Source organism: Colwellia sp. RE-S-Sl-9 (assembly GCF_048296855.1).
GTDB lineage: Bacteria > Pseudomonadota > Gammaproteobacteria > Enterobacterales > Alteromonadaceae > Pseudocolwellia.
This window is the reverse complement of the sequence record NZ_CP182631.1, coordinates 4,298,319-4,323,101: the sequence shown is the minus strand read 5'-3', so window position 1 is coordinate 4,323,101 and position 24,783 is coordinate 4,298,319. Positions and strand designations below refer to the sequence as shown.

The following is a 24,783-nucleotide window of genomic DNA, read 5'->3' as shown; positions in this document are numbered from 1 at the left end:
CTTCATTGATCGCAAAAGATAAATCGACTTATATCAGTTTAATTAAATAAGGTTAGACGTTTGAAGATAATGCGCTAAACAAACAAAACACACGATTTAAATGCAACTAACCACTTGAAATAGTGGAAAATAATATAAATTATAGCTAAGCTACAACAACTAGCTAACCACCTTGAATTTGTTTGTAATAATAATGAAAAAGCGTCATATCGCATGCCACGACTGCGATTTACTCATGTTAATACCACCTCTTAAACATAGAGAAAAAGCCAAGTGCCCCCGCTGTGGCTATGTATTAACGCGCTTTTATAGGCACGCTCAAGAAAAACTATTAGTAAGTGCGGTAACAGCTTTAATATTTTTAGCATTTGCTTTAAATTTTCCCTTTATTATTTTCAGCCTGCATGGTGATGAAAAAACACTCACTTTAATTGAGTCTATACAAAATGTTGAAAATATTACTTATATACTTATATCTGCTTTATTAGCATTTACCGCCTTTATTATTCCGTTGTGCTTTTTACTCTGTATTCTTTATATTTCATTATCTTTTAAAACTCCAAAAATGCTCCCTTTTACTAACCCTATTTTAAAACTAACGGTACTGCTTAAACCGTGGAATATGGCCGAAATATTTATTATCAGCATTTTAGTTAGCTTTATAAAAGTACAAACTATGGCGTACATAGAATTTGGTTACGCCTTACTTTTTTATCTTTTGTTTATTATTAGTTTATCAAGCACTTTTATTTATTTTGATCGGTATCAGTTATGGTCGCTATACCAACGTAAAAGCAAACAAACTAAGGAAGCAGCATGATCACAGCTAAAAATAATAAACTATGCCAATGCCCTGTTTGTTTAACACTAAATTCAGCATCTGATTCATATTGCGATCAATGCCATGCACATCTTTCCCAAATAAGCCCTAAGTGTATTCAGCATACTATGGCATTACTGGCGACCTCATATTTGCTTTTTATTCCCGCTAATTTTTTGCCTATGATGATCACCACAGTTTTAGGCAGTAAAACAGAAAGCACGATACTCGGTGGTGTTATTTTATTGTGGCAAAGTCATTCTTACCTTGTTGCCTTAATTATATTTTTTGCCAGCATTGTTATTCCATTAGGAAAACTCTTCGCATTAAGCTGGCTATGCTATGAAACAACCTATATTGGCTTTAAATCAAGAAAAGCGGCTTATCGTTCATTTCGTATTATTGAATTTATTGGTAAATGGTCGATGGTCGATATTTATGTTGTATCTATTTTAGTGGCACTCGTTAATATGGGCGCTATTGTAAAAATTGAAGCAGGCTTTGCTGCTGTTGCATTTACAGGTTTTGTGGTTATGACTATGCTAGCGGCAAATACTTTTGATCCTCGCCTTATTTGGCAATCTCATACCTTTGAGGCTACTCATGATTGAGCAAAAAAACGAACTTCCTAAAGCTGAAGTAAAGTCGGTAAACAAAATATCAACTATATGGCTTATTCCTTTAATAGCCCTAGCGATAGGAGCTTGGATGGTAGTCGATCAATGGCTCAAACAAGGCCCATTAATTACCATTGAATTTGCTACTGCACAAGGTATTAGCAAAAATGAAAGTTTAATTAAACTACGCAATATAACAGTAGGTAAAGTTGTAGATATAAAGCTGAATAACAATTTAGATGGCGTTATTATTAGTGCAAGACTCAACAGAAAAGTTGGTGAATTACTTACTAAAGACAGTAATTTTTGGGTAGTAAAACCTAGAGTTAGTTTAAGTAGTGTGTCAGGTTTATCCACAATTTTATCGGGTTCATATATTGAATTTTCACCTGGCATAGACGAGTCCACACGATACCATTTTCAAGGTTTAGAAAACCCACCACCGACTCCAGCAGGTACACCTGGCTTACACATAACGCTTGATAGCAGTAGTGATAATGCATTTGATATTGGCGACCCTGTTCTATTTAGAGGGAGTCAAGCTGGCCGTATTGAATATGTTCATTTAAACACCCAAGAAGGCAAAATGTACTACAACGTATTTATTGAAGCTCCCTACGATCAACTTATTACTACCAACACACGTTTTTGGGAAGTTACGGGGATTGATGTCGATTTATCAGCCCAAGGCGTTAAATTTAATACTGGTACTATTGAAACCTTACTAGGCGGTGGCGTTGCATTTGATGTTCCCACTTATTTAACAAAAGGCGAACGCATAACTGAACGTGCAGAATTTTCTATTTACCCAAATAAACAAAAGGTAAACGAACAGCTCTTTAACGTTGGTCAAAATTATATGTTACTTTTCAACCAAACAATACGAGGGTTAAAACCTGGTGCACCGGTTGAATATAAAGGATTACATATAGGTGAAGTGGTTAGAACCGACATAGATTACCCTGAAATTACTAATATTTTAGACAAAAACACGCTACTGCCCATAATGATCAAAATATATCCGGGTAGATTAGGACTTAAAGATAATAAAATAGGCTTACATAAAACCCAAAGAAACATGAGAAAAAGGATATCTGAAGGTTTACATGGCGTAATAAGTACGAATAACTTATTAACGGGTAGTAAATTTATTGAATTAAAATATATTAATACACCATTAGAAACCCCTGAAACTTTTGGTGATTTACTACTCATTCCTACCGCTGATGATGAATTAGAACAATTAATGACACGAGTAGACAACATTACCAAAGCGATAGAAAAAATTCCTTTTAATGATATTGTAAAATCTACATCAAAAGCTTTAACCAGCATAACAGAGTCAATGGACCAATTTAACTTAACCGCAGAACGCGTTGAAACCTTGTTAAATGATCCAAAAGGCCAAACAATTATTGCTCAAATTAATGCCACGTTAAAAGGTATTGAAAGCCTAACAAAAACGTACTCTGAAGGTTCTCAAACTAATCAGCAGCTAAATGAGGTATTACAAAGCTTAGATAAAACAATAAATAACTTGTCTCCCCTTATTATGACGCTAAATAGACAACCTAATCGTTTGATATTTAATAACGATAATACAACAGAAATTCAGCCTCAAGCCGCTGAACAATAGTTTAACGAACAAGAGAGTCTACTCAATGAAAACGTATATACAGAGTAAAAGTAGTACACAAATAAAAGCGGCTTTTAATGCATTTTTAATAATATCAGCGCTTTTTACTTTAGGATGTTCAAACACGAATGAAGGTATTCAATACTACTCATTAAATGCAATAAAACCACAAGCAAGTAAAATAATAAATATTGAAAAAACACAAGAAGATACTCTAGTAATAATCAACGATATTACACTCGCCGACTTTTTAAATACGGGAGGTATAGTGATGCAAGTTGATTCTCATCAAATACAAATTTCAAACCAACATCGTTGGGGAGACAAGTTACCAAAAGCGATTTTGGCTCACTTAATAACATCGCTATCAGCTAATAATAACCACCTATATTTCGATCTTAAAAACTCAAAAAACACTCATTTAGCCAATAAAAAATTAAGTCTATCGTTTGAGCAATTTACGATAGCCAACCAGCAACATGAAACGGTGATTTCTGGTTACTATACAATTGAAAGTACATTGGATAATACTCGAGAAAAAACGTTTTTTGATATTCGCCAACCCCTGAGCGAAAATGGTTATAACCATGCTGTAGAAAACTTTAAAAACTCTTTAGATGAGTTATCAAGCTTAATCATTAAAGAATTAACCTAATAAAAAAATCCAGTATCAGAATAACTGATACTGGATTTTATTTAACCTGAATAATCTATAGTAATTATTCGTTATTCAAATTCATAGGTGTAACTTAAACTCACATTTACACCAACCGATTTTGAACGAACAACGATGTCAGACTGTGTAACTTCTTGGTCTTCATCAAGCAAGTTTTTCACTTTCAATTTAACTTTAGAGTTAAAGTCTGGATAGTAAGTGTAAACCAAGTCTAATGAGTGGAACGGTTGCTCGTAAGCATCGTCTGAACCACTAATACCAGAAGCAAGAATGCGCTCACCAAATACGTTATATACTAACGAACTACTATGATTACCATTAGCTGAATCATAATTCATTTGTAAGTTAACAACGTATTGAGAATGTCCATTCATACGTTTAGTTGTATTAGTTAAGTTACCGGCTAATGCTGGGTCTATTTCTACTTCAGAATCACTTAAGGTAATGTTACCTGAAGTAAAGAAACCATCTTGCATCCAAGATAAATCATATAACCACTCAGCTTCTATACCGTAAACTTTAGCTGCTTCGCCATTTACAAAACCTAAGGTGTAGTCTTGGTCGCCTACAGACAATACCGATTCAATAGGTGATTCAATATCTTTATAGAAAAGACCTACAGAATAGTTATCGCCGTTTTGTCCATAAGCCTCATAACGAAAATCATAATGAGAAATAGGGCTACTTTCTAAACCTACACGACCCACTGTTCTAATATCCGTTAATGGATCAAAGTAAGCAACAGGTACAACTTCACGTAAATCAGGGTGTATAACTGTTTCACCGTAACTTAAACGTATTTGGTAGTCTGCGCCGCCCATATAAGTCAGCGCTAATGAAGAAAAGAAATCATCTTCTCTAATAGTACCCGCTTCAATTTTATCTTCTGAAAAGAAAATATTTAAATCGTCGCCGTTGAAGATCAAACTAGATGTTGCGAGAGAAACTTGCTTAAACTCTTCCCATCTTATACCGCCACTTACACGCCAAGTACCTTTATAAAACACATCAAAAGAACCATAACCTGCATCAATTTTTTGCCCTGCTAGGTAATCATCAGCATCAGGTGCAGATGGTTCGTTGAAGTCAACAAAAATACTATTTGAATCAATAAGTTCGTCAGTTAAATACCCTGTAGCGCTTAGAACACTGTCTATACCTGTATTAACCGGAATAGATACACCTGTGTCGTTATTTACAGCAAAACTTGAGGTACTGTAATAACGGCCTTTTTCAGAGAAGTCGTAACCAACTTTAAATTCCATCTCAAGATCAGTTAAGTAAACCGGTAGTGTTAAGTTGCCGCTATACGATTTAACATTATCTTGTAAATCTAAGTATGACGATACCATACGGTTGTCATCACCCGTTATTGACGAACTAACATAAGCATTATCAACATATTTATCGATAAACTTATATTCAATGTCAGTAGGTACTTCAGTGGTCGCTTCAGACTCTGTGTACTGCCAATCAAAACCTAAACCGTTTAATTTAAGAAAAGTATGCTCACCAATAAATTGCATAATTTCAAGCTCGCGCTCTTCATACGTAAATTCGTGCTCGCGTTGAGCAACACCATTACTTGCAATCGTATTAATTGTACTTCCGTTAGGGCTTTGAATAATACCTATCGAGGTTTCGTCTTCAGCATCTTGTAAATAGATGTTAGACCATAATAATTTATGGTTTCCGTATAGATCGTTTACCTGATAACCGACATTAAAAATACCACTTAAACGCTTGTTATCTGTTGTAACATCAGACGTTTTAGTAATGTTATAACAAGAGTTAGTCACATCTTCTGCAGTATTTAAAACAGAGCTACAGTTTTCAACTAAGTTTTCACTGATCACCGATGATGTTTTATTGGTGTTTTTTTGATTTTTATCGTACGAAACTGCCGCTAAAAATCCAATGGTGCCACCTAAGTAATCTTCATCAAATGAGTTACCTATACTACCTTTTATATTATAAGCAGGATCTAATGATTCATCTTTCATCACTAAATCACGAGGTAGTGTTTTTAATAAACTGTTATTAATAAGCGTTGCTTGATCAGCGCGCGACGCATTGTCATTGTCTACTAAATTGTCGGTAACAATAATATTACGTAAGCTAAAATCACCTTTATAATGAACAATAGCTTCGTTTAATGCTTTAGGTATACCACCACCGTGGCGATCATAAGTATAACCAGAGTTTGATTCGCTGTCGTAACCTACGCCTAGTTCAATACTACCTGTAAAGTTTTTAGGTACTGTTTTTGTGCGAATATCAATCGCGCCACCACCAAAAGAAGCTGGCATTGATGGAGAAAACGCTTTTTGAACCGACAAGCTTTCTATAATACTTGCAGGAAATATATCAAGAGGTACAACGTTACGCGTTAAGTCAGGGCTTGGAATACTTGCGCCATTTAAACGTGCGCTTGAATAACGTTCACCTAAACCACGTACATAGATAAATTTACCATCAACTAATGTTAAGCCTGTTACACGTCGAAGTGCTGAAGCCGCGTCACTGTCACCCGTTTTAGACATTTGTTCTGAGCCTAAAATATCAGCAACAAACGCCTGATTTCTTCTTTCTTCAACAACTGCTGCAGCGCTACCTTGTAGTCGACTTGCTTTAACTACAACTTCTTCAATTTCACTGTTTTGCTCTTCTGCAAAAAGTGTTGTTGATGTTGTTGCCATTAAACCAAGGCTTACTGCTAAACTAACTGTTTTTAGTTTATATTGAATATTCATTTTTCTATCCCACAATAATTAATCATCTAAAAAATAGGCGCTGTTAAGCGCCTATTTGCTGTGTTAAAGAGATTGATTAATCTTGTTCTGCAGCCGTTACAGCAGCTTCAACCCACTTGTACCAGTTAGAGCTAGTATCAGCATCTGAAACAGCACCAACATAAGTTGCAGATTGGAAGAAGCCATCTAATGTTGTTACATCAGTTGCTGTTACTGTGATATCAGCAGAGTCTACATCTGTAGCAAAATCATTTGATAATACAGAAGCAGTAGTAGCTAAACGTTGGCTAGAGCCTGCGTTGTCATACCAATCAGCTTTTGCAGTACCTGTTAACGCTGCAGGTTCTTTACCTGACATAAATGTAGCTTCGCCTTTAAATTCATTCGCACATGTCATTACAGAGCTAGTAAATTTAATTGCATCGGCATTTTTCTCACCATCTGATGAATGTTCGATACAAGCGGTTCCGTTTGCACCGTCTGCTTTAACAAATAATGCGTTGTAGTACATTGACTTAATAGCATCATCAAATTTAATTGCTTGAGAAGAACTTTGGTCACGTACTGATTTTTCATCAGTAGTTATAACCGTTACGTTAGCAATAGTTGGGTTAGACGCTGGAGCTTCATCGTAATCTGCGCCGCCGTTTTTCTCGCCGTCAGTTTCAAAACCGTTGTTACCCATAAATATTTTTGAACCTGCTGGAACGATTCTTTCTGGATCATCACCATCAGCAGGAATAACCACTTCTTTTTTCGTTTCTACAGAACCGTGTTTAACAAAAATAAATTGGCCTTTACCTTGCCAGCCGCCATCAATATCGATTGCGTCATCTTGTGTATCTGTTACAGCAATGTGACTAATAGTAGATGCGCCACCGAAAAATTCGATACCATCATCATAGCCTTGGTGAATGTGTAAGAAGTCAAAAGAAGAACCTGAACCAACAGCATTTAAAGTCAATGAGTTTAAATCATCACCTGGGCCACCTACTTTAGGACCTGAACCCGCATACCAAATTTTAGCGTATTTAATTGAACCGCTATCATCAGCATTGTCGTTACCACCAAAGTAGCTCGTAATTCCTTCTGTTTCTACATTACAAGTAGAAGCAGCACGCTGTGCATTTGTACATTGGTTAGTTAAACCAAAACCATTAATGATAATTCCGCCCCAATCAGCAAATTGAGCACCATCGCCTACAGCATCATGACGAGCAATGGCATTGGCAGAAGTAAATACGATTGGGTCTTCAAATGTACCAATAGCATCAATTTTAGCGCCACGAGCGATACGAATAATCGCTTCGCCTGAAGTAAATGCTAAGGTAGCACCTGCTTCAACTTTTAATGTAGGGCCATTAGTTTCAATAGAACAAGACGTTGTTGTATTACAATCTTTACCCACTAATAAGGCACCGTTTAGTACGTGCACACCGTCGTCAGCCAATTTAGCAAATTCAATGTCGTTTTCTATTTCAATATTTTTACTTGCAAATGAAGTGCTGTACTCACAGTCTTTACCGTTAAATGCACCTTGTAAGTCGCCACGACTTGCACAAGGGTTTTCAGCTGGAACCGGAGTAGTAGGAGTTTCACCACCACCGCTATTGTTTGTTGTAGTTGTTGTTACGCTATTATCATTAACTGTAGGTTGAATATTAATATCGCCACCACAACCAACTAACATCAACGCACTTGCTATAGCACTTACTTGGAATAAAGTTTTCATTTGCATTTTTCTGCTCCGCAGGAATTTTAAAGATTGATAATAAAGTTGCGAAGATAGTACGGATGAAAAATGACAGAAATGTTTTAGAAATATGTATTTTTTATTTAGGAAAAGTTGCAAAAATATGACAAACCTGCTGAAGATGTTGATTAATAAGGTATTAGTTAACAACTATATAAGCGTTCAAAAAACTAATTTTTAAAATCAGTTAATATCTAATGTGTCATTCATAACTATATAAATTTTACTTTTCATGAATTTATAGCTTTACCATTAAAGCAACAGCAACATTTACCACAAGAATCCAATTCATATTTCTATAATCTTTTTGTAATAACTAGTCGATAAATTGTAGTTGGAAAATCAACCACTCTTGAAATAAGGAATATTTATGAAGTTTTTATCTATGATTTCTGTCGCTGCAACATTTGTTTTTTCTGTTAACGTAAGTGCTGCTCATTGGTGTGAAGCTTACATTGACTCGATTACACCTGGAGCTAATGGAATCACTATAGTTGCAACAAGTAGTTATGATGGCACGATGCTAGATGTACTCACTAAAGATTATGATGATGACAATTTTGGTCCCATTTATTTAAGAGCTCTTTCAGCTCAAAGAAATAGGAATCTTGTTAAGGTTTATCCTGTAGAGGCTAAAGGGGAAGACGATGGAGCTAGATGTAAAGATGGTATAGCTGATTACCTCCGCACAATGACTTTAGTTAACTAAAAAACAATTTAAGCAGAGTAATTCGATATTAGAAGTACTCTGCTTCTTACCATAAAGAATTAACATTTACCTATTAATACTGAAAAACGTAATTTTATATTCAGATTAACTTTTTAAATTCAATTTAATTCGTTCTATATGTTTTTTGTATTTTTTCCAGTTATCGATAGATTTATTATTAATGGGTTGTCTAACTTGTACCGCGCTTGCTGTTGCTACGGGTGCCGTATTGCTATTTATGTATAAACACGATTCCTGCCACTGTAAACCACAAAAATTAATCAGCTCTTTTGCTTTTAATTCAGGCTCATTAACTAACTCTTGGTAGTTAACTTGATAAAAATTATCGGGAAATTTATTTACCCAAAATTCTGCAAGCTTCTTAAATAGTACATAATATTGCGCTGTAGTGGATAAACTATAAGCATAATTATAGTTGTATGAATTGGCTGAAAATAACTGCCTAAAGTTACTCATAATAGTATCGAGTGGACTTCGGTCTAAACACACTATTTTGGCATTAGGTAGTGCTTGTAAAATAAAACCTACATATAAAACATTGAATGGCATTTTATCAATAAATCTAGGGGTGTTGCCTGTTAGCACGCGTGTTTTTTCAATGTAAGCCTTACCTAAGGCTTCAAAATTTATAGTTTGGGCTGCTTCAATAGTGTCTTTGTCTAATATACGTTGGCTTGATGATTTGCTCATTTTTTTGACTAATAAAGAAAAGTACTCAAGCTCGCCTGCAGTTGTTACCTCTGTATGTTGAGACAAAATGCGTTCAACTAGCGTAGTGCCTGATCTAGGCATACCTACTATAAAAATAGCTTCGTTATTATCAAAGCCTTTTACTGAAGGTTTAACACTGATTTTATCTTTACCAAAAGCCGTAAATAAACTATCAAACATCGCTTCATCATCAGCAAAGTTATAACTGATTGAATCAAGCTTGGCTTGCTTCGCTAAGCTTAAGTATTTAAATGACTGGTCGTAATCGTTAAGTGCTTCATATTCTCGGGCAATAGCATGACCAATATGCAGTTTTTCATCTGGATGTGTAACGTTTTCAAACAACGATAGCATATTAGGTAAATTATACGTTTTTGTATTTACACCACCTAATGAACTCAACGCGGTATACGACTTACTAAAAGACGGGTCTAACTTAATAACATTTTCATGTGATATTTGAGCACTAGTGAAATCGCCTGTAAAAGTTTGCGATACGCCTAAATTAAAATAATAAGCAGCATTGTTAATATCAAGTTTTACTGCTTGTTGAAATAACGGAATAGCCTTTTGATGTAAGCCAATTTTGCTGTATGCAACACCTAATGTATCAAGTGTTAATGCTGATACTTTTATTTGATTAGATACAAGTTCAGAAGCTAAATCTGCAAAGTGATTAGCTTTAATAGGATCGCTTACCAGTGCGTATGACTTTGCAAGTTGTGATAAATATTCTATTTTATGGCTAGCACTCTTTTCTGCATTATGCTCTTCAAGCTTAAGAGCCTGTTCAAATAACTGAATACCTTTTTCATGGTTATGATGATCACAGGCAATAATCCCTAATAAAAAATACGCATCAGCAAAGTATTTATCTTGCTGCAAAAGAGTAATAAGAAAACCATGGGCTTGCTGATATTGTTTATGACTTAACGCTTGTTGCGCTTTTTCATGAAGTTGTTTAATGCTTTGGGTCATATGAAATCATCACGGTTAAATTATTAATAGAACGATCATTTTACTGAAAAGAAAAAAGCATTCTATTTAAAAAACAGAATGCTTTTATACAATAAGTAAAACGCTATGTAAGGTGTGTTAAATTACAAATCAAATAAGTAATTAACTTTAATACCAATAGTACGAGGCGCTACAACATAGTGAGAGTACGCGCGGTATTGATCAAAAGTGGCTTCATTGTCAATAACCTTAGCTACATCTTCAACTTCGACACCATTAATTATATCACCATCTTGATAGGTATTAGAAAACTCATAATACCCTGCAAATTTACCTGTACTTCGAGTTGACGAATAAGCATATTTATTAAATAAGTTATCTACATATAAAGTAACTGACCATTGATCATCTGAAAGAGTTGCAGATAAATTACTTAAAGCATAGCCAGGTAAACTTTCACCTTCAGCTCTTAATCCTGCTGAAGAGTAAATATCACTCTGTGCCGTAATACCATAAACAATATCAAGCATTTTATTATCAAACACTTCTTGAGAATAATTAACACCGAAAGAAAATTGATGCTCTGGCGCTCCGGGTAATCGATCACCAGTTAAAATAGAGTATTCATCTGTAGCGGGATCTCCTGCTTCTAATCGACCAAAAAAACCAACAACATCTTCTGTTAATTTAGCTTTTGCATACGCATAGCTTATAAACACAGTAAGGTTATCTGAAAGCATAGCTCTAGATGAAATTTCTATACCTTTACTATTAGCCGTTCCTGCATTAGCTATATAAGGCAAACCACCATTTTCAGTCGCAGCACCACCTACTTGGGCATCTTCCCAATCTATATTAAATAGCGTTGCATTAAAGTGTAATTTATTGTCAAACCATGTACTTTTAAAACCTAATTCATAATTAGTGGTAGAATCGGGTTTGTAAGCAAATTCTTCAGGTTCTGCACAAACATATTGTTGTCCTGCAACAAGTTTTTCAGGACAAGCAGCTATACCATTAGTACCGCCTAAACGAAAACCTTCACTAATAGTCGCATACAACATAATATCTGGCGTAAATTTATAACTAGCATTTAGTTTAAATAAACTACCGTCACCGTCACTCAATGTATTAATAAGTACTTTATTTCCATCATCATCAATAGCTTCAGGATCAAATACTAAAGAATCACCTATTAAATCTCTTTCCCAATCCCATAACCCTAATGTAAATGCAGAAGTTGTATCTATATCGTATTTATAAAAACGAGCACCTAGAGTTACATTAAATTTCTCTGTAAATTGAAAACTCATTTCACCAAACAATGCTTTTTCAACAACATCTTCATCAGTGTATTGTAAATACTCTAAATCATCAGCACGATCTGAACCCGCAAATTCGGCATAATGAGGAGTATATTCTTCACTTAATGCCTCACCACTATCTTTATTGTAGTAAGCACCAACAATCCAAGAAAACATAGAATCTGATTGGCTCACCAATCTCACTTCCTGTGTAAAATTATCATAGTCTTCAGTTTCACGAGTAAAAGCCGAAAAAGTAGGAAAAGTCTCATAGCTCCAATCGTTCGCAATTAATAAGTCGGTTTGATCACGTTGGCCTTCATTTTTATGCTCTGAAAAACCAGTTGCCGACACAAGTTCAGCAAAGCCTAAATCAGCAGTAAGCTCTAAACTAATTAATGAATCTTTGTTTTCTTCAGGTTCTAAATAACGTTCGGCTGACTCATATTTTCCTACTAAATCTCTTAAGGGGTTTCCAGCTCCTAAAGTTTTGTAATTAGATACGGTACGGCCTTCAACTTCACTTTTTTGATAAAGATAAGTTAATGTACCATCTAACCAATCAGTAGGAGTCCAGCGTAATGCAATACGACTTGTTAGTACTTCTTCGCCGTTAGCATCGTTAACGGAACGAATATTATCGTTAACCTCTTGCGGATTATTCCAATCAGGATCAGGGTTAGATACACCACCTTCTTTTACCGTGTAAGCGTAATCAATAAAGCCAGGGTCGTTATAATAATTAAATGAAGCACGAACCGCTAAAACATCTTCAATAAGTGGTGTATTAATAATAAAGCTTGTTTCACCACCAAGGTTATCAGACTCTGCACCGTTAAATAAATCGCCTGAAAGCTCAACGCTCGTTACGTCAAGCTCTGCTTTTTTGGGAATATAACGTAATGCTCCACCTAAAGTACCTGCACCGTATAAAGTACCTTGTGGCCCAATAAGTACTTCTACACGTTCAACATCAATTAAACGAACATCAACCTCTAATGGCATTTCACCAAAGTAAGTAGCAACGGTTCCACCATCTGAATCAGGGCCTGTAGAGTTAGTACTTAAGCCACGAACAATAATATTATTACCACCACGACCACCTTGGTCGGGTATAGATAAACCTGGAACCCAACGCGCGATTTCAGTTAATTTACCAATATTTTGATCTTTCATTACATCGCTATCTAAAGCGGTAATATTTAGTGGAGCTTCTTGAACTGATGAAGCACGACGAGAAGCCGTAACTTGAATACGCTCAATACCATGCATTTCAGTATTATCAGCTTCTTCAGCGATAACATAGTTTGGAATGAGAAAGGTTGAACTTAAGGCTAAAAAAACAGCTGATTTTTTAAATAATGGAGTATTATTAATCATAATTTCCCTTGGTATTTTATAATTCTTGTCGCCTTATAATTTACGATAAAGCGCATAAAAACTAAGTTAAACGTAATTGTTATTATTTTAATTTATGACAACCACACTATAAGGTAGCTTTGTAGCAGATTGTAGATATTTTTATCAATTAAATCACATAATTTTCTCTTCTGAACGAACTCTATTGTATCTATTTTAAAAGTGCGCAAAAATACAGCAATAAAAATAATAATAATAAAGAGCATATATGCCTGAAATATCGTCGAGTACTATTTCCGTCGAAGAATTAAAACTCGGCATGTACGTTTTAGATGTAAAATGTGAAAAACGTTTTTTTAAAATTAAAACGAAAGGCTTAGTAAAATCTAACGATATTATTAACCAATTAAAAAAACAAGGCGTTACAAGCATTGTTATTAGGGAAGATAAATCGCTGAATCCTCCAGCTGAAAACATTACTGTCGCTAAAAAAACTCTTCCGCATCCCTCCTCTAAAAAGACACTTCATAAACAAAAATCTGTCGCCGAGGAATTTCATCATTCTTGTAAAATATATGATAACGCCACAGAAACCATTAAAGATTTATTTAACGACATAAACACGGATAAAAAAATTAATATAACCGCTATTAATCAACTCGCTGAAGAAATTACAAATTCAATCATTAGAAACGAATACGCTATATCAATATTAACAAGAATTAGAGACAAAAGTACTTATCAATGGGAACACGCCGTTAATAGCGCCATTTTAATGTGCGGTTTTGTATTATTTTTAGGGTTGAAAAAAGAAGCAGCAACACAAATAGCGATTGGTGCTTTACTACATGATGTAGGTGTAGCAAAAATACCTAAAACAATTTTAGATAAAAAGGGAAAATTAACCCCAAATGAACAAGAACTCACGCGAAAGCATCTTACTTGGGGTCATAAAATTTGCCACTCGCAAGGCTTAAGCAATAAAATAACAACCGATATGATGATTAACCATCATGAAAGACTTGATGGTTCTGGCTACCCTCGCGGACTAAATGCTTGTAAGTTATCTCGGCTTGCAAGAATAACAGCCATTGTAGATGTTTATGATGCAATGACGGGAAACAAACATCACAAACAAGGCGAGCAACCTATTAACGCCTTAAGGTACTTAATGTCGAAAAATGAACAATTTGATCGAACTTTAGTACAGCAATTTATTAAATATATTGGCGTACACCCTGTTGGTTCGGTAGTTAAGTTATCGAATGAAACATTGGCTGTCATTATTAAAGGGAACAGAGAAGCGCCTTTAGAACCAACCGTTATTGCTTTTTATAGTACCAAATATGAACGAAGCATTACCTCTAAAGAATATTTTTTAGATAAAGAAGCAATAACCATTAGCGCTGCTGCAAAACCCGAAGACTATAAAATTAATATATCAAAAGTGATCCGAGAAGTTATTGGTTAACCCTTCCCTTAGCCTTTAAAACAAAAAACCAGCAAAAATGCTGGTTTTTATTAATGACTTTAATTAACAAAACGCTAATTTAAAAGACGGTTAAGGCATCATCGCCTCTTGATCTTCACCTTCTTTCTCAATCACTTCAGGTATTAAATCTTCTTTAGAAATACCTAACGCCAATGCAACAGAGCTTGCTACATATACAGACGAATAAGTACCTACAAACACACCAAATAATAATGCAGTTGCAAAGCCATGAATCAATTCACCGCCTCTAAAGAACAATGCTGCTAATACTAATAAAGTAGTTATAGAAGTAATAAACGTACGGCTTAATGTTTGCGTTAATGAAATATCAATAATTTCAGAGGCGCTGCTATCACGTACTTTTCTAAAGTTTTCACGTATGCGATCAGATACAACAATCGTATCGTTGAGGGAGTAACCAATAACCGCCAAGATTGCCGCTAATACCGTTAAATCAAATTCTATTTTCAAGAAAGAGAATAAACCTAACGTTAGCAATACATCGTGAAATAAAGCGATTACAGAACCTAGTGCGAAACGCCATTCAAAACGAAATGCAACGTAAACTAAAATACAAATTAAGGCGGTAAGCATAGCTAAGCCACCTTGTTCTGCTAGCTCGTCACCAACACTACCACCAACAAATTCAATACGTCTCATGTCGAGTTCAACACCAGTACCTTCTTTGATTGTGTTAAGTACTTGGTCACCTAATAATTCAACTTTAACACCTTGGCGTTCAGCCAAGCGAATGACAACATCTCTACTTGAACCATAAAGCTGAACAACAGCATCGCTGTAACCATTTTTATCCAGTACATCACGAACTTTAGTTAAATCAGCCGGTTCTTTAAAACCAACTTCGATTAACGTACCACCAGTAAAATCTAATCCTAAACTTAACTTGTTGGTAAAAAGTGAAAATACCGAAGCACACATCAATAATAAACTAAATATTAATGCTACCTTTCTGTAACGCATAAAAGCGAGTGTTTCTTTTAATTGGAAAATTTGCATAATTAACTCTTCGCTCTCACTATATTGATAATTTATCGAGACGTTTACCGCCCCAAACTGCGTTTACAACCATACGTGTACCTATAACAGCTGTGAACATTGAAGTAAGAATACCGATTGATAATGTTACCGCAAAACCTTTGATTGGACCTGTACCTACAGCAAAAAGAATAAGTGCAGCGATCAAAGTAGTAATGTTGGCATCTATAATGGTAGAAAATGCAGCATCGTAACCTTGGTGTATCGCTTGCTGAATTGATTTACCTGCTCGAATTTCTTCTCGAATACGTTCAAATATCAATACGTTTGCATCAACCGCCATACCCACTGTTAATACAATACCTGCCATACCCGGTAAGGTTAACGTTGCACCTGGTATTAACGACATAACACCAATAATTAATACTAAGTTAGCCCCTAATGCTAAGTTGGCTACTACACCAAAAGCACGGTAATAAATCATCATAAAGATAAAGACTAAACCAAATCCCATTAAGATAGCTTGAAAACCTAATTTAACGTTTTCAGCACCTAAAGTTGGCCCTACTGTTCTTTCTTCAACAATTTGAATAGGAGCGATTAATGCACCAGCTCTTAACAATAACGCTAAGCTATGTGCTTCAGCTTGGCTACCGGCACCTGTAATTCTAAAGCTGTTACCTAAACGAGATTGAATCGTTGCAACACTGATAACTTCTTCTACTTTTTCAAAAATAGTATTGCCTTCAGCATCTTTCTTTTTAGTAGGTTTGTATTCAATAAATACTGTAGCCATTGGCTTACCAATGTTACTTTTAGTGAAGTTCGATATTTTACTACCGCCAGCAGCATCTAAATCAATGTTTACCTGTGGGCGACTGTATTCGTCGAACCCTGATTTAGCATCAACAATGTGACTACCTTCAAGCATTACACGCTTTTTAAGTAGTACAGGTTTACCATCTTGTTCATATAAAATTTCTGAACTTGCTGGCACTCGACCATTTAACGCACTGGCTAAATCGCCTTCAGTATCAACCATTCTAAAATCGATTGTTGCTGTAGCACTTAGAATTGCTTTAGCTACTGCCGTGTCTTGAACACCCGGTAACTCAATAACAATATGTTTCTTACCTTGACGTTGTACTAATGGCTCTGCAACACCAAGTTCATTAACACGGTTACGAATAATGGTAATATTTTGTTGTAGGGCGTAATCACGTACTTCTTTAATTTTTGCATCAGTCATTGCTGCTGTTAACGTTAATTTATCGCTATCCGTTGTTAACAATAAATCGCCAAATTTCTTTTTGATAAAGCTTTCAGCTTCATCTAAATCTTCAGCTTTACGAAAAACAACTTGCACACCTTTGTCAGTTTCTTTTACTGAGCGGTATCTAATTTTTTCGGTACGTAAATCAGTTCTAAAGCTATCAATAATATTTGTTGTTGCCTTATTAATAGCCACTTTCATGTTAACTTCCATCAAGAAGCTTACACCACCACTTAAATCTAAACCTAGCTTCATTGGTGTACCACCTAATTGAGCTAGCCATTTAGGTGTTGCCGGAGTTAGGTTTAAAGCAACAGAATAGTTTTCGCCTAAATTATCAATTAACAAATCACGGGCTTTTAATTGTTCTTCGGTACTTAAAAAGCGCGCTAAAATTTGCCCTTTATCAAGAACAATATTTGAAAATGGGATGTTTTCGTCTGCTAACTCTTTTTTTACAGTATCGAGTGTAGATGCTGTGATCTCTACACCACGTAATCCTGATATTTGTACCGCAGGATCTTCACCATATAAATTTGGAGAAGCATATAAAGCACCAACAACTACTATAAAAAGTACCATTAGTGTTTTCCATAATGGATATTTGTTTAACACAATATCGTCCTATTTTTTGTTAATAAATAATTTAGTGCCTGTATTATATTAAAACATAATACAGGCACTAAATGTGACTAATACCAAGCAGCCTCATTACTATGCTGCTTGGTATGTAATTACAATGACTTCATTGTGCCTTTTGGAAGTACAGCATTGATAGAACCTTTTTGTACTGTTACTTCAGTACCTTCGGCAATACTTACTACCAAGAAATCTTTTTCATCAGACACTTTAACTATTTTACCAACAATGCCGCCTTGCGTTAATACTTCATCGCCTTTTGAAAGAGCAGACATTAAGTTTTTGTGCTCTTTAACACGCTTAGCTTGTGGGCGGTAAATCATAAAATAAAATACTGCACCAAATACCGCTAACATGATGATCATTTCCATACCACCACCCGCTGCTGCTGGAGCTGCTGCTGCATGTGCTTTACTAATAAATAAACTCATAAATTCCTCTTATTTTTAATATTAAAATTGTTAAATTAGGTAAACTATACCAATTAGGCTAGTTTATTTTGTATCACTTTTATTCAGCTTCAGAGCCAGCTAAAGGTGGTACAGGTAAATTTCTTAAAGCATAAAACTGAGTAACATATTCATCAAGCTTATTGTTTTCAATAGCATGACGTAGGCCTTTCATAATGCGTTGATAAAAATGTAAATTATGCAACGTATTTAATTGAGAACCTAAAATTTCTTTACATTTATCTAAATGATGAAGATAAGCACGAGAATAGTTTTTACAGGTATAACAATCACACTCAGGATCTAGTGGGCCAGTATCTGTTTTATGGCGTGCATTTCTTATTTTAATTACACCATCAGTTACAAATAAATGACCATTACGGGCATTACGTGTTGGCATAACACAATCAAACATATCAATACCGCGACGAACACCTTCAACTAAGTCTTCTGGTTTACCTACCCCCATCAGATATCGGGGCTTATTATCAGGTATCAAGGGTGCGGTATGATCTAATATACGGATCATATCTTCTTTAGGCTCGCCTACAGATAAACCACCAATTGCGTAGCCATCAAAATCAATAGCTTTTAAACCATTAATAGATACTTCACGTAAGTCTTCATACATTCCGCCTTGAACAATACCAAAAAGTGCAGATGGATTATCACCATGAGCATCTTTAGAGCGTTGCGCCCAGCGTAATGAAAGCTCCATAGACTCTTTCGATTCTTTATGAGTCGCAGGGTATGGCGTACATTCGTCAAATATCATTACAACATCTGAACCTAAGCTTTTTTGCACTTCCATTGAACGTTCAGGTGTTAACATGATTTTTTCACCGTTTACTGGTGAGCTAAATTTAACGCCTTCTTCTGTGATTTTACGCATAGCACCTAGGCTAAATACTTGGAATCCACCTGAGTCGGTAAGAATAGGTTTATCCCAATTAATAAAATCGTGAAGACCACCATGCTGTTCTACAATCTCAGTACCAGGACGTAACATTAAGTGGAAGGTATTCCCTAAAATAATTTCAGCACCAGTATCTGCAACTTCTTCAGTTTTCATACCTTTAACAGTACCGTAAGTACCTACAGGCATAAAAGCTGGAGTTTCTACTGTACCGCGAGAAAAGGTTAATCGACCTCTTCGTGCTTTTCCGTCAGTATTGATTAATTCGTATTTCATTTATTTTCCTTAGCCCACTAGCGAAACAGGCTAGCGGCAATATGTATTAACTAAAAGCTTTAACTAAAAAGTTTAATTAAAAGAGTTAGTTAACTTTTTTGGTGAGAAACATAGCATCACCATAACTAAAAAATCTATATTCGTTTGCAACAGCATGTTTATACGCTGCCATTATATTTTCGTAACCTGAAAATGCACTTACCAGCATTAATAAGGTGGATTCAGATAAATGAAAGTTAGTAATAAGCGCGTCAATCACTTCAAACTGATAACCTGGTGTAATAAAAATATCTGTATCACCATAAAACTCGGTTAGTGTTTCACCTTTTTCTTTCGCTGCTTTTGCTGCGCTTTCTAATGATCTAACTGAAGTTGTACCTACGCCAATGACACGGCCACCAGCAGCTTTTGTTTGTTTAATTTGCTCTACCACTTCTGCCGGTACTTCTACATATTCAGCATGCATGATGTGATCAGCTATTTCATCAACACGTACCGGTTGAAAAGTTCCAGCACCTACATGAAGAGTAACAAAGGCTAAATTTACACCTTTGCTTTTTAACTGTTCGAGTAATGCATCGTCAAAATGTAAACCTGCCGTTGGAGCCGCAACTGCACCGGGTTTTTCATTGTAAACTGTTTGATACCTTTCTCGGTCGCTTTCTTCATCAGGGCGATCGATATAAGGCGGTAAAGGCATATGGCCAATATCTTCCAACACGGTTAAAACAGATTGTTCGCCATGCACTTCAAACTCAAATAAAGCATCGTGACGAGCCACCATAGTTGCAGTTACTTTATCTTCTAAAATAACCTCAGAACCTACTTTTGGTGATTTACTTGCTCGAACATGCGCCAAAAACCTACGGTCATCAAGCAAGCGCTCTACTAATACTTCAACTTGTCCACCGGTAGCTTTTTTACCAAACATACGAGCCGGTATAACGCGTGTATTATTAAATACAAGCAAATCGCCAGCGTTTACTTTGTCGATAATATTTAAGAAATTAAGATCTTCAATATTGCCACTGTTTCCATCTAACGACATTAATCGGCTAGACGTTCTATCAGCTTTAGGATAACGAGCTATAAGCTCTTCGGGTAATTCAAACGAAAAATCGGCTACACGCATGTTAAAAACAAGTACTTTTTAGTATAAAAAAACGCGTAATTTTAGTGCTACAAGCCTTGAATAGCAAGAGAAAACTAGTATTTGAGTGTTTTATCAGCTTAACTTAAGCAACTAATAGCGAACTCAGCTAAATTTAGGTTATTTATACTTGGTATTCATGAAACATACCTCCCTATTTTTGCTATTTATAATATGCTCATAAAACAGTGGTTATGAGGAATAATAATGAGAAGCCTTTCATACGCAATTGCACAAAAAATATTAGACGGTTTTGAACGCCATATTTTTCTTTATAGTGAAATAACACAGTCGGCTAAAACTCGTTTTGAACAAGGTCAATGGAGCGAAGTTCAGGTTGCGGCTAAACAAAGAACCGATTTTTATGAGCATAGAGTTACTGAAACGTTAGAGCATCTTCATCAAGAATTTAATATTAATGATTTAGACGAATCTTTATGGTTAGAAGTAAAAATGGCTTACATCGGCCTATTAGCCACACATAAGCAGCCAGATCTCGCTGAATCTTTTTATAATTCTGTATTTTGTAACTTATTCTCTCGCCAGTATTACCACAACGATTATATTTTTGTAGAAAGCACTGCTTGTCGCTTAGATTGCGAGCAACCCCCTGTTATTTACACTCGATATCAGCCGGCAGAGAAAGGCGTTTTAAATACTATTAAAGATATGATCACCTACCCTAACTTTAATGTGCCTTACAATAATATTGACCGAGATGCCAATATGTTAATTAATATCTTTAGGCAACGCGCTAAAAAAACCATGTTTCAGATTGAGAGCCTACAGTTTGATGTATTAAATTTTGTATTTTATCGCAACAAAGGCGCTTATATTATTGGCCGTGTTATTTCACCGGCTGGCATAACTCCTTTTATTATTTCAATACTCAACGAGCCTAAAAAAGGGCTTTTTATCGATGCGGTACTGACTGATTCAGAAACTATGGCGGTTGTCTTTGGTTTTGCTAGAGCGTACTTTTTTGTTAATTGCGAACATCCTTACGCTCTAGTAAGTTTTTTGCGATCACTTATTCCGCATAAAACGCGTGCCGATCTTTATTCTGCTATAGGTTTTCATAAACAAGGGAAAACTGAGTTTTATCGCGACTTTCTTAATCATTTATCTACCAGTAACGACAAACTTGAGCTCGCTCCCGGCATAAAAGGCATGGTAATGAGTGTATTTACTCTTCCTTCTTACCCTTATGTTTTTAAAATAATTAAAGATAAATTTGCTCCCAGTAAAAATATGACTAAGCAAGACGTAAAAGCCAAATATCGCCTTGTTAAACATCATGACAGGGTAGGTCGTATGGCGGATACAATGGAGTATTCCAAAGTTGCTTTTCCTAAAAGTCGATTCTCGGCAGAGTTATTACAAGAGCTATATGATGTCGCCCCTTCTATTATTAAGGAAGATGGCGACATGATAGTAATAGAGCATTTATACATTGAACGCCGCATGATCCCGCTTAATATATATTTATCTAATGCTAATGATGATGAAATTAGTGATGCAATGTACGGATACGGACAGGCTATTAAACAATTAATAGCCGCTGATATATTTCCTGGTGATATGCTTTTGAAAAACTTTGGGGTTACTCGCCATGGCCGAGTTATTTTTTATGATTACGATGAAATAACCTATATGAATGAGGTGAACTTTAGAACCATTCCTGAAGCTAAAACAGAAGAGCAAATTTATGCCTCTGAACCTTGGTATTCAGTAGCACCTGCTGATGTATTTCCTGAAGAAATTGCCACCTTTGCTTTATCCAACAAAAAGTATCGTGCAGCCTTTATTGCACAACACGAAGACTTGCTCAACGCAAAATATTGGCAAAATGTGCAACATAATTTAGAAAACAAAGTATTCGGCGATGTTTTTCCTTACCCTGACGAGCTACGTTTTTGTAATCTATTTGAATAATAAAGAAGATTAAGTTAATGAAAAAAACCAAGCACACTCCTGTGAGGCGGGTGTTTATTCATCAATATACTCCTATATTTTATCCAACCTCGTAATTTATGTAGAATAATTAAGCGAACGATAAATAATTAGTATTTTATGCTTTACCTTTGGTTTCGCTTGGGTATAATTCTTCTCCGTTGCAGGGGTGTAGTTCCAATTGGTAGAACAGCGGTCTCCAAAACCGACGGTTGGGAGTTCGAATCTCTCCACCCCTGCCATTCTTTTCTTAAGATCATCATCTTAATATTCATTGTTTATCTTTATATAATTTCCCCATTTATCTTTCTGTTGATTATGATTTCTGTCATTATGTTCACCTATTTGTTTATGGCCTAAATCTCGTATATTTTTATGACAATAACTAAACGACAATTTAATCACCTAAATGAAATGGGTATAAAAGTATGGCAACAACGTACTTCCTCTGAAGAACAACTTGCTGATAATACCAATAACTCACAAGCCACATCACAACTTATAGATCCAAAATCCTTAACTGAACATCTATTATTTACTGATATTTTGCAAAGCATTAATGTATCAATTGGCGAAATCACCATTAAAAATAATATGATTGATCTTGGATTATTTAATTGGCAATTTATCGAAACCGATGCAATTACTTTTGCTAATAGCACACTGAGTACTCCTGTTATCACAGCCTTCGAAAACAGTGTAAAATTGAAAAAAGAGTTGTGGAAAATCATCCAACAAAAAGTATTAAATTAATGACAACCTTCAACGCAATTACCCCTTCTGATGTAGACCATTTAATGCCTATTGAAACAGCTTGCCACTCTCACCCTTGGAGCGAAAAAACCTTCAACAGCTGTATTGAAGGCAGATACTTTGGCTTTTACCTTATTGTAAATAACCAAACAGTTGGTTTTTATATTGGTGAGCATGTAGTCGGTGAAGTGACATTAATGAATATTTGCGTAGCACCTAGCCTACAAGGAAAAGGTTACGGAAAAGCATTACTCAATCATTTTTTACAAGAAGTAAAAAACCTTACAGCAACAAAAGTATGGCTAGAAGTAAGAGCTAAAAACATTAGCGCACAAATGATGTATATCAACCAAGGCTTTACTGAAACAAACAGGCGCACAGGTTATTACCCTAGTGCTAACGGCTTTGGTTACGAAGACGCTATTGTGATGTGCCTAACCCTATAAAGCGCTGTAGCATTACTTATAAAGCGCTTTATGACATTCAGATAAAATAGAAAGAGCAATAGACTCAGGTAACTGCCCACCAATATCTAAACCAATAGGGCTTGATAACGGTTTAGCTAAACTTTCTATTTTCAAATTTTCATTATCTAATATACGCTCTCTACGATGTATTGGGCCTAACAAACCAACATAAGTAGCACTGCTTTGTTGAGCCACTTTTAATGCTTCACCATCCATCAAAATATTATGAGTCATGATCACAACCGCATCGACACTATTTAATATATTAGGTTGTTCTAACAAAGCACTTGCGGGTTCTTTAATAATACAATCAGCATAAGGAAAATGAGCTTGTCTCGCATAAGCAGAACGCTTATCCACTATTGTTATTTGCCAGCCCATAGTATGAGCTATTTCAACTACGGGATAAGCATCAACTCCACCACCAAAAATCATAATATGCGGCGAAGGTAAAATAGGTGTGTATAACCAAATAGAGTCACCTTCAATTAAAACAGCTTTTGATGAGTAATTATTTGTTTGGCTATTAAATTTATTAATATGTGCTTCAATAGCCGGATGTTCAGTTATTAATGCAGTGGTATCGCAATAAACACTCGATTGCGGCGTACCTTCAACAATTTGTTGAGCGTGCCATAACGTTTTTCTTTCTTTTACTTGTTGAGTTAACTCAGCTAACCCTAAGTAGTTATTTTGAGTATGAATAGGTTGTAGTAAAATTTTAACTAATCCACCGCAACCAATGCCTAGTTGCCAACCAATATCGTCTTCATCGGTCATGTCGTAAATAACAATTTTAGCTTGCTGAGTATCCATAACCTTTCGTGCATGACGCATAAGATCTGACTCTAAACAGCCTCCGCTTAATAAACCATATTGCTCACCCAAATCACCAAAAAACATCATGGCGCCCGGTTTACGGTATGAGGATCCTTTAATTTCAAAAATAGTACCTAAAACCCATTGCTGTTGATCTCGTTTTGGGTGCCATAAACTAAGTAGAGTAGAAAGTTGGTTATTTTTAGTATTCATGAATTGGACAATAGAAGAGTTTTATCGATTTTAGTGAGAGGGAATTTATCACAGCATAATCACCAGCACAA

At 35.5% G+C, this 24,783-nt stretch carries 19 protein-coding genes and 1 tRNA gene; 10 read left to right on the top strand and 10 right to left on the bottom strand.

Annotated elements, in window-relative coordinates:
* Positions 1-193 precede the first annotated feature (193 nt).
* From ACM9HF_RS18855 to ACM9HF_RS18840, 4 genes are read left to right on the top strand one after another with little or no spacing between them, the layout of a single operon-like run.
* Positions 194-820 (top strand): paraquat-inducible protein A, encoded by a 627-nt coding sequence (locus tag ACM9HF_RS18855; RefSeq protein ID WP_473613090.1) that lies wholly within the window; start codon positions 194-196, stop codon positions 818-820.
* Positions 817-1,431 carry a paraquat-inducible protein A gene (locus tag ACM9HF_RS18850; RefSeq protein WP_473613089.1) on the top strand — a complete coding sequence of 205 codons (615 nt, stop codon included), beginning with the start codon at positions 817-819 and terminating at the stop codon, positions 1,429-1,431. Before ACM9HF_RS18855 ends, ACM9HF_RS18850 begins: the two co-directional genes overlap by 4 nt.
* Complete coding sequence (gene pqiB / locus ACM9HF_RS18845) at positions 1,424-3,073, top strand: intermembrane transport protein PqiB (RefSeq protein WP_473613088.1); 1,650 nt, start codon at positions 1,424-1,426, stop codon at positions 3,071-3,073. Before ACM9HF_RS18850 ends, pqiB begins: the two co-directional genes overlap by 8 nt.
* A gap of 25 nt (positions 3,074-3,098) precedes the next feature.
* Entirely contained in the window at positions 3,099-3,728 is a 630-nt protein-coding gene (locus ACM9HF_RS18840) for a PqiC family protein (protein ID WP_473613087.1), read from the top strand.
* A gap of 71 nt (positions 3,729-3,799) precedes the next feature.
* Here ACM9HF_RS18840 and ACM9HF_RS18835 read toward each other — a convergent pair whose 3' ends face one another.
* Together ACM9HF_RS18835 and ACM9HF_RS18830 are read right to left on the bottom strand one after the other, a co-directional pair.
* Positions 3,800-6,502, bottom strand: coding sequence for a TonB-dependent receptor plug domain-containing protein (locus ACM9HF_RS18835; protein ID WP_473613086.1), 2,703 nt, complete (start codon positions 6,500-6,502; stop codon positions 3,800-3,802).
* A 76-nt stretch (positions 6,503-6,578) separates the two neighbouring features.
* Positions 6,579-8,240, bottom strand: a complete 1,662-nt coding sequence (locus ACM9HF_RS18830) for a beta-helix domain-containing protein (protein ID WP_473613085.1) — start codon at positions 8,238-8,240, stop codon at positions 6,579-6,581.
* Positions 8,241-8,625: 385 nt separating this feature from the next.
* On the opposite strand from ACM9HF_RS18830, the gene ACM9HF_RS18825 reads away from it, so the two are divergent.
* Positions 8,626-8,964 (top strand): hypothetical protein, encoded by a 339-nt coding sequence (locus ACM9HF_RS18825; RefSeq protein ID WP_473613084.1) that lies wholly within the window; start codon positions 8,626-8,628, stop codon positions 8,962-8,964.
* A 105-nt stretch (positions 8,965-9,069) separates the two neighbouring features.
* On the opposite strand, the gene ACM9HF_RS18820 is transcribed toward ACM9HF_RS18825, so the two are convergent.
* Both ACM9HF_RS18820 and ACM9HF_RS18815 read right to left on the bottom strand, forming a co-directional pair.
* Positions 9,070-10,674, bottom strand: coding sequence for a tetratricopeptide repeat-containing sulfotransferase family protein (locus tag ACM9HF_RS18820; RefSeq protein WP_473613083.1), 1,605 nt, complete (start codon positions 10,672-10,674; stop codon positions 9,070-9,072).
* A 122-nt stretch (positions 10,675-10,796) separates the two neighbouring features.
* Positions 10,797-13,337, bottom strand: coding sequence for a TonB-dependent receptor (locus tag ACM9HF_RS18815; protein WP_473613082.1), 2,541 nt, complete (start codon positions 13,335-13,337; stop codon positions 10,797-10,799).
* A gap of 247 nt (positions 13,338-13,584) precedes the next feature.
* Between ACM9HF_RS18815 and ACM9HF_RS18810 the strand changes: the two genes are divergently transcribed.
* The gene (locus tag ACM9HF_RS18810) at positions 13,585-14,787 is read left to right on the top strand and encodes a cyclic di-GMP phosphodiesterase (RefSeq protein ID WP_473613081.1); all 1,203 of its coding nucleotides are present in this window, start codon (positions 13,585-13,587) and stop codon (positions 14,785-14,787) included.
* Between the two features lie 90 nt (positions 14,788-14,877).
* Here the strand turns inward: ACM9HF_RS18810 and secF are convergent, their stop codons facing one another.
* The 5 genes from secF to queA all read right to left on the bottom strand — a co-directional run bounded on the left by secF (position 14,878) and on the right by queA (position 20,489).
* Positions 14,878-15,825, bottom strand: coding sequence for a protein translocase subunit SecF (secF, locus tag ACM9HF_RS18805; protein WP_473613080.1), 948 nt, complete (start codon positions 15,823-15,825; stop codon positions 14,878-14,880).
* A gap of 19 nt (positions 15,826-15,844) precedes the next feature.
* Positions 15,845-17,692 carry a protein translocase subunit SecD gene (gene secD, locus ACM9HF_RS18800; RefSeq protein WP_473613079.1) on the bottom strand — a complete coding sequence of 616 codons (1,848 nt, stop codon included), beginning with the start codon at positions 17,690-17,692 and terminating at the stop codon, positions 15,845-15,847.
* A 119-nt stretch (positions 17,693-17,811) separates the two neighbouring features.
* A complete protein-coding gene (gene yajC, locus ACM9HF_RS18795; RefSeq protein ID WP_473613078.1) occupies positions 17,812-18,147 on the bottom strand; it encodes a preprotein translocase subunit YajC in 336 nt (111 codons plus the stop codon).
* A 79-nt stretch (positions 18,148-18,226) separates the two neighbouring features.
* Positions 18,227-19,357 carry a tRNA guanosine(34) transglycosylase Tgt gene (gene tgt, locus ACM9HF_RS18790; RefSeq protein ID WP_473613077.1) on the bottom strand — a complete coding sequence of 377 codons (1,131 nt, stop codon included), beginning with the start codon at positions 19,355-19,357 and terminating at the stop codon, positions 18,227-18,229.
* A gap of 85 nt (positions 19,358-19,442) precedes the next feature.
* A complete protein-coding gene (gene queA / locus ACM9HF_RS18785) occupies positions 19,443-20,489 on the bottom strand; it encodes a tRNA preQ1(34) S-adenosylmethionine ribosyltransferase-isomerase QueA (RefSeq protein ID WP_473613076.1) in 1,047 nt (348 codons plus the stop codon).
* Positions 20,490-20,714: 225 nt separating this feature from the next.
* On the opposite strand from queA, the gene aceK reads away from it, so the two are divergent.
* The 4 genes from aceK (at position 20,715) to rimI (ending at position 23,659) form a co-directional block, all read left to right on the top strand.
* Positions 20,715-22,442 (top strand): bifunctional isocitrate dehydrogenase kinase/phosphatase, encoded by a 1,728-nt coding sequence (gene aceK, locus ACM9HF_RS18780; RefSeq protein WP_473613075.1) that lies wholly within the window; start codon positions 20,715-20,717, stop codon positions 22,440-22,442.
* A gap of 183 nt (positions 22,443-22,625) precedes the next feature.
* A tRNA-Trp gene (locus ACM9HF_RS18775) sits at positions 22,626-22,702 on the top strand.
* A 133-nt stretch (positions 22,703-22,835) separates the two neighbouring features.
* The gene (locus ACM9HF_RS18770; RefSeq protein WP_473613074.1) at positions 22,836-23,213 is read left to right on the top strand and encodes a DNA polymerase III subunit psi; all 378 of its coding nucleotides are present in this window, start codon (positions 22,836-22,838) and stop codon (positions 23,211-23,213) included.
* The gene (gene rimI, locus ACM9HF_RS18765) at positions 23,213-23,659 is read left to right on the top strand and encodes a ribosomal protein S18-alanine N-acetyltransferase (RefSeq protein ID WP_473613073.1); all 447 of its coding nucleotides are present in this window, start codon (positions 23,213-23,215) and stop codon (positions 23,657-23,659) included. Before ACM9HF_RS18770 ends, rimI begins: the two co-directional genes overlap by 1 nt.
* A 12-nt stretch (positions 23,660-23,671) precedes the next feature.
* Here rimI and ACM9HF_RS18760 read toward each other — a convergent pair whose 3' ends face one another.
* Complete coding sequence (locus ACM9HF_RS18760) at positions 23,672-24,712, bottom strand: XdhC family protein (protein WP_473613072.1); 1,041 nt, start codon at positions 24,710-24,712, stop codon at positions 23,672-23,674.
* Positions 24,713-24,783 lie beyond the last annotated feature (71 nt).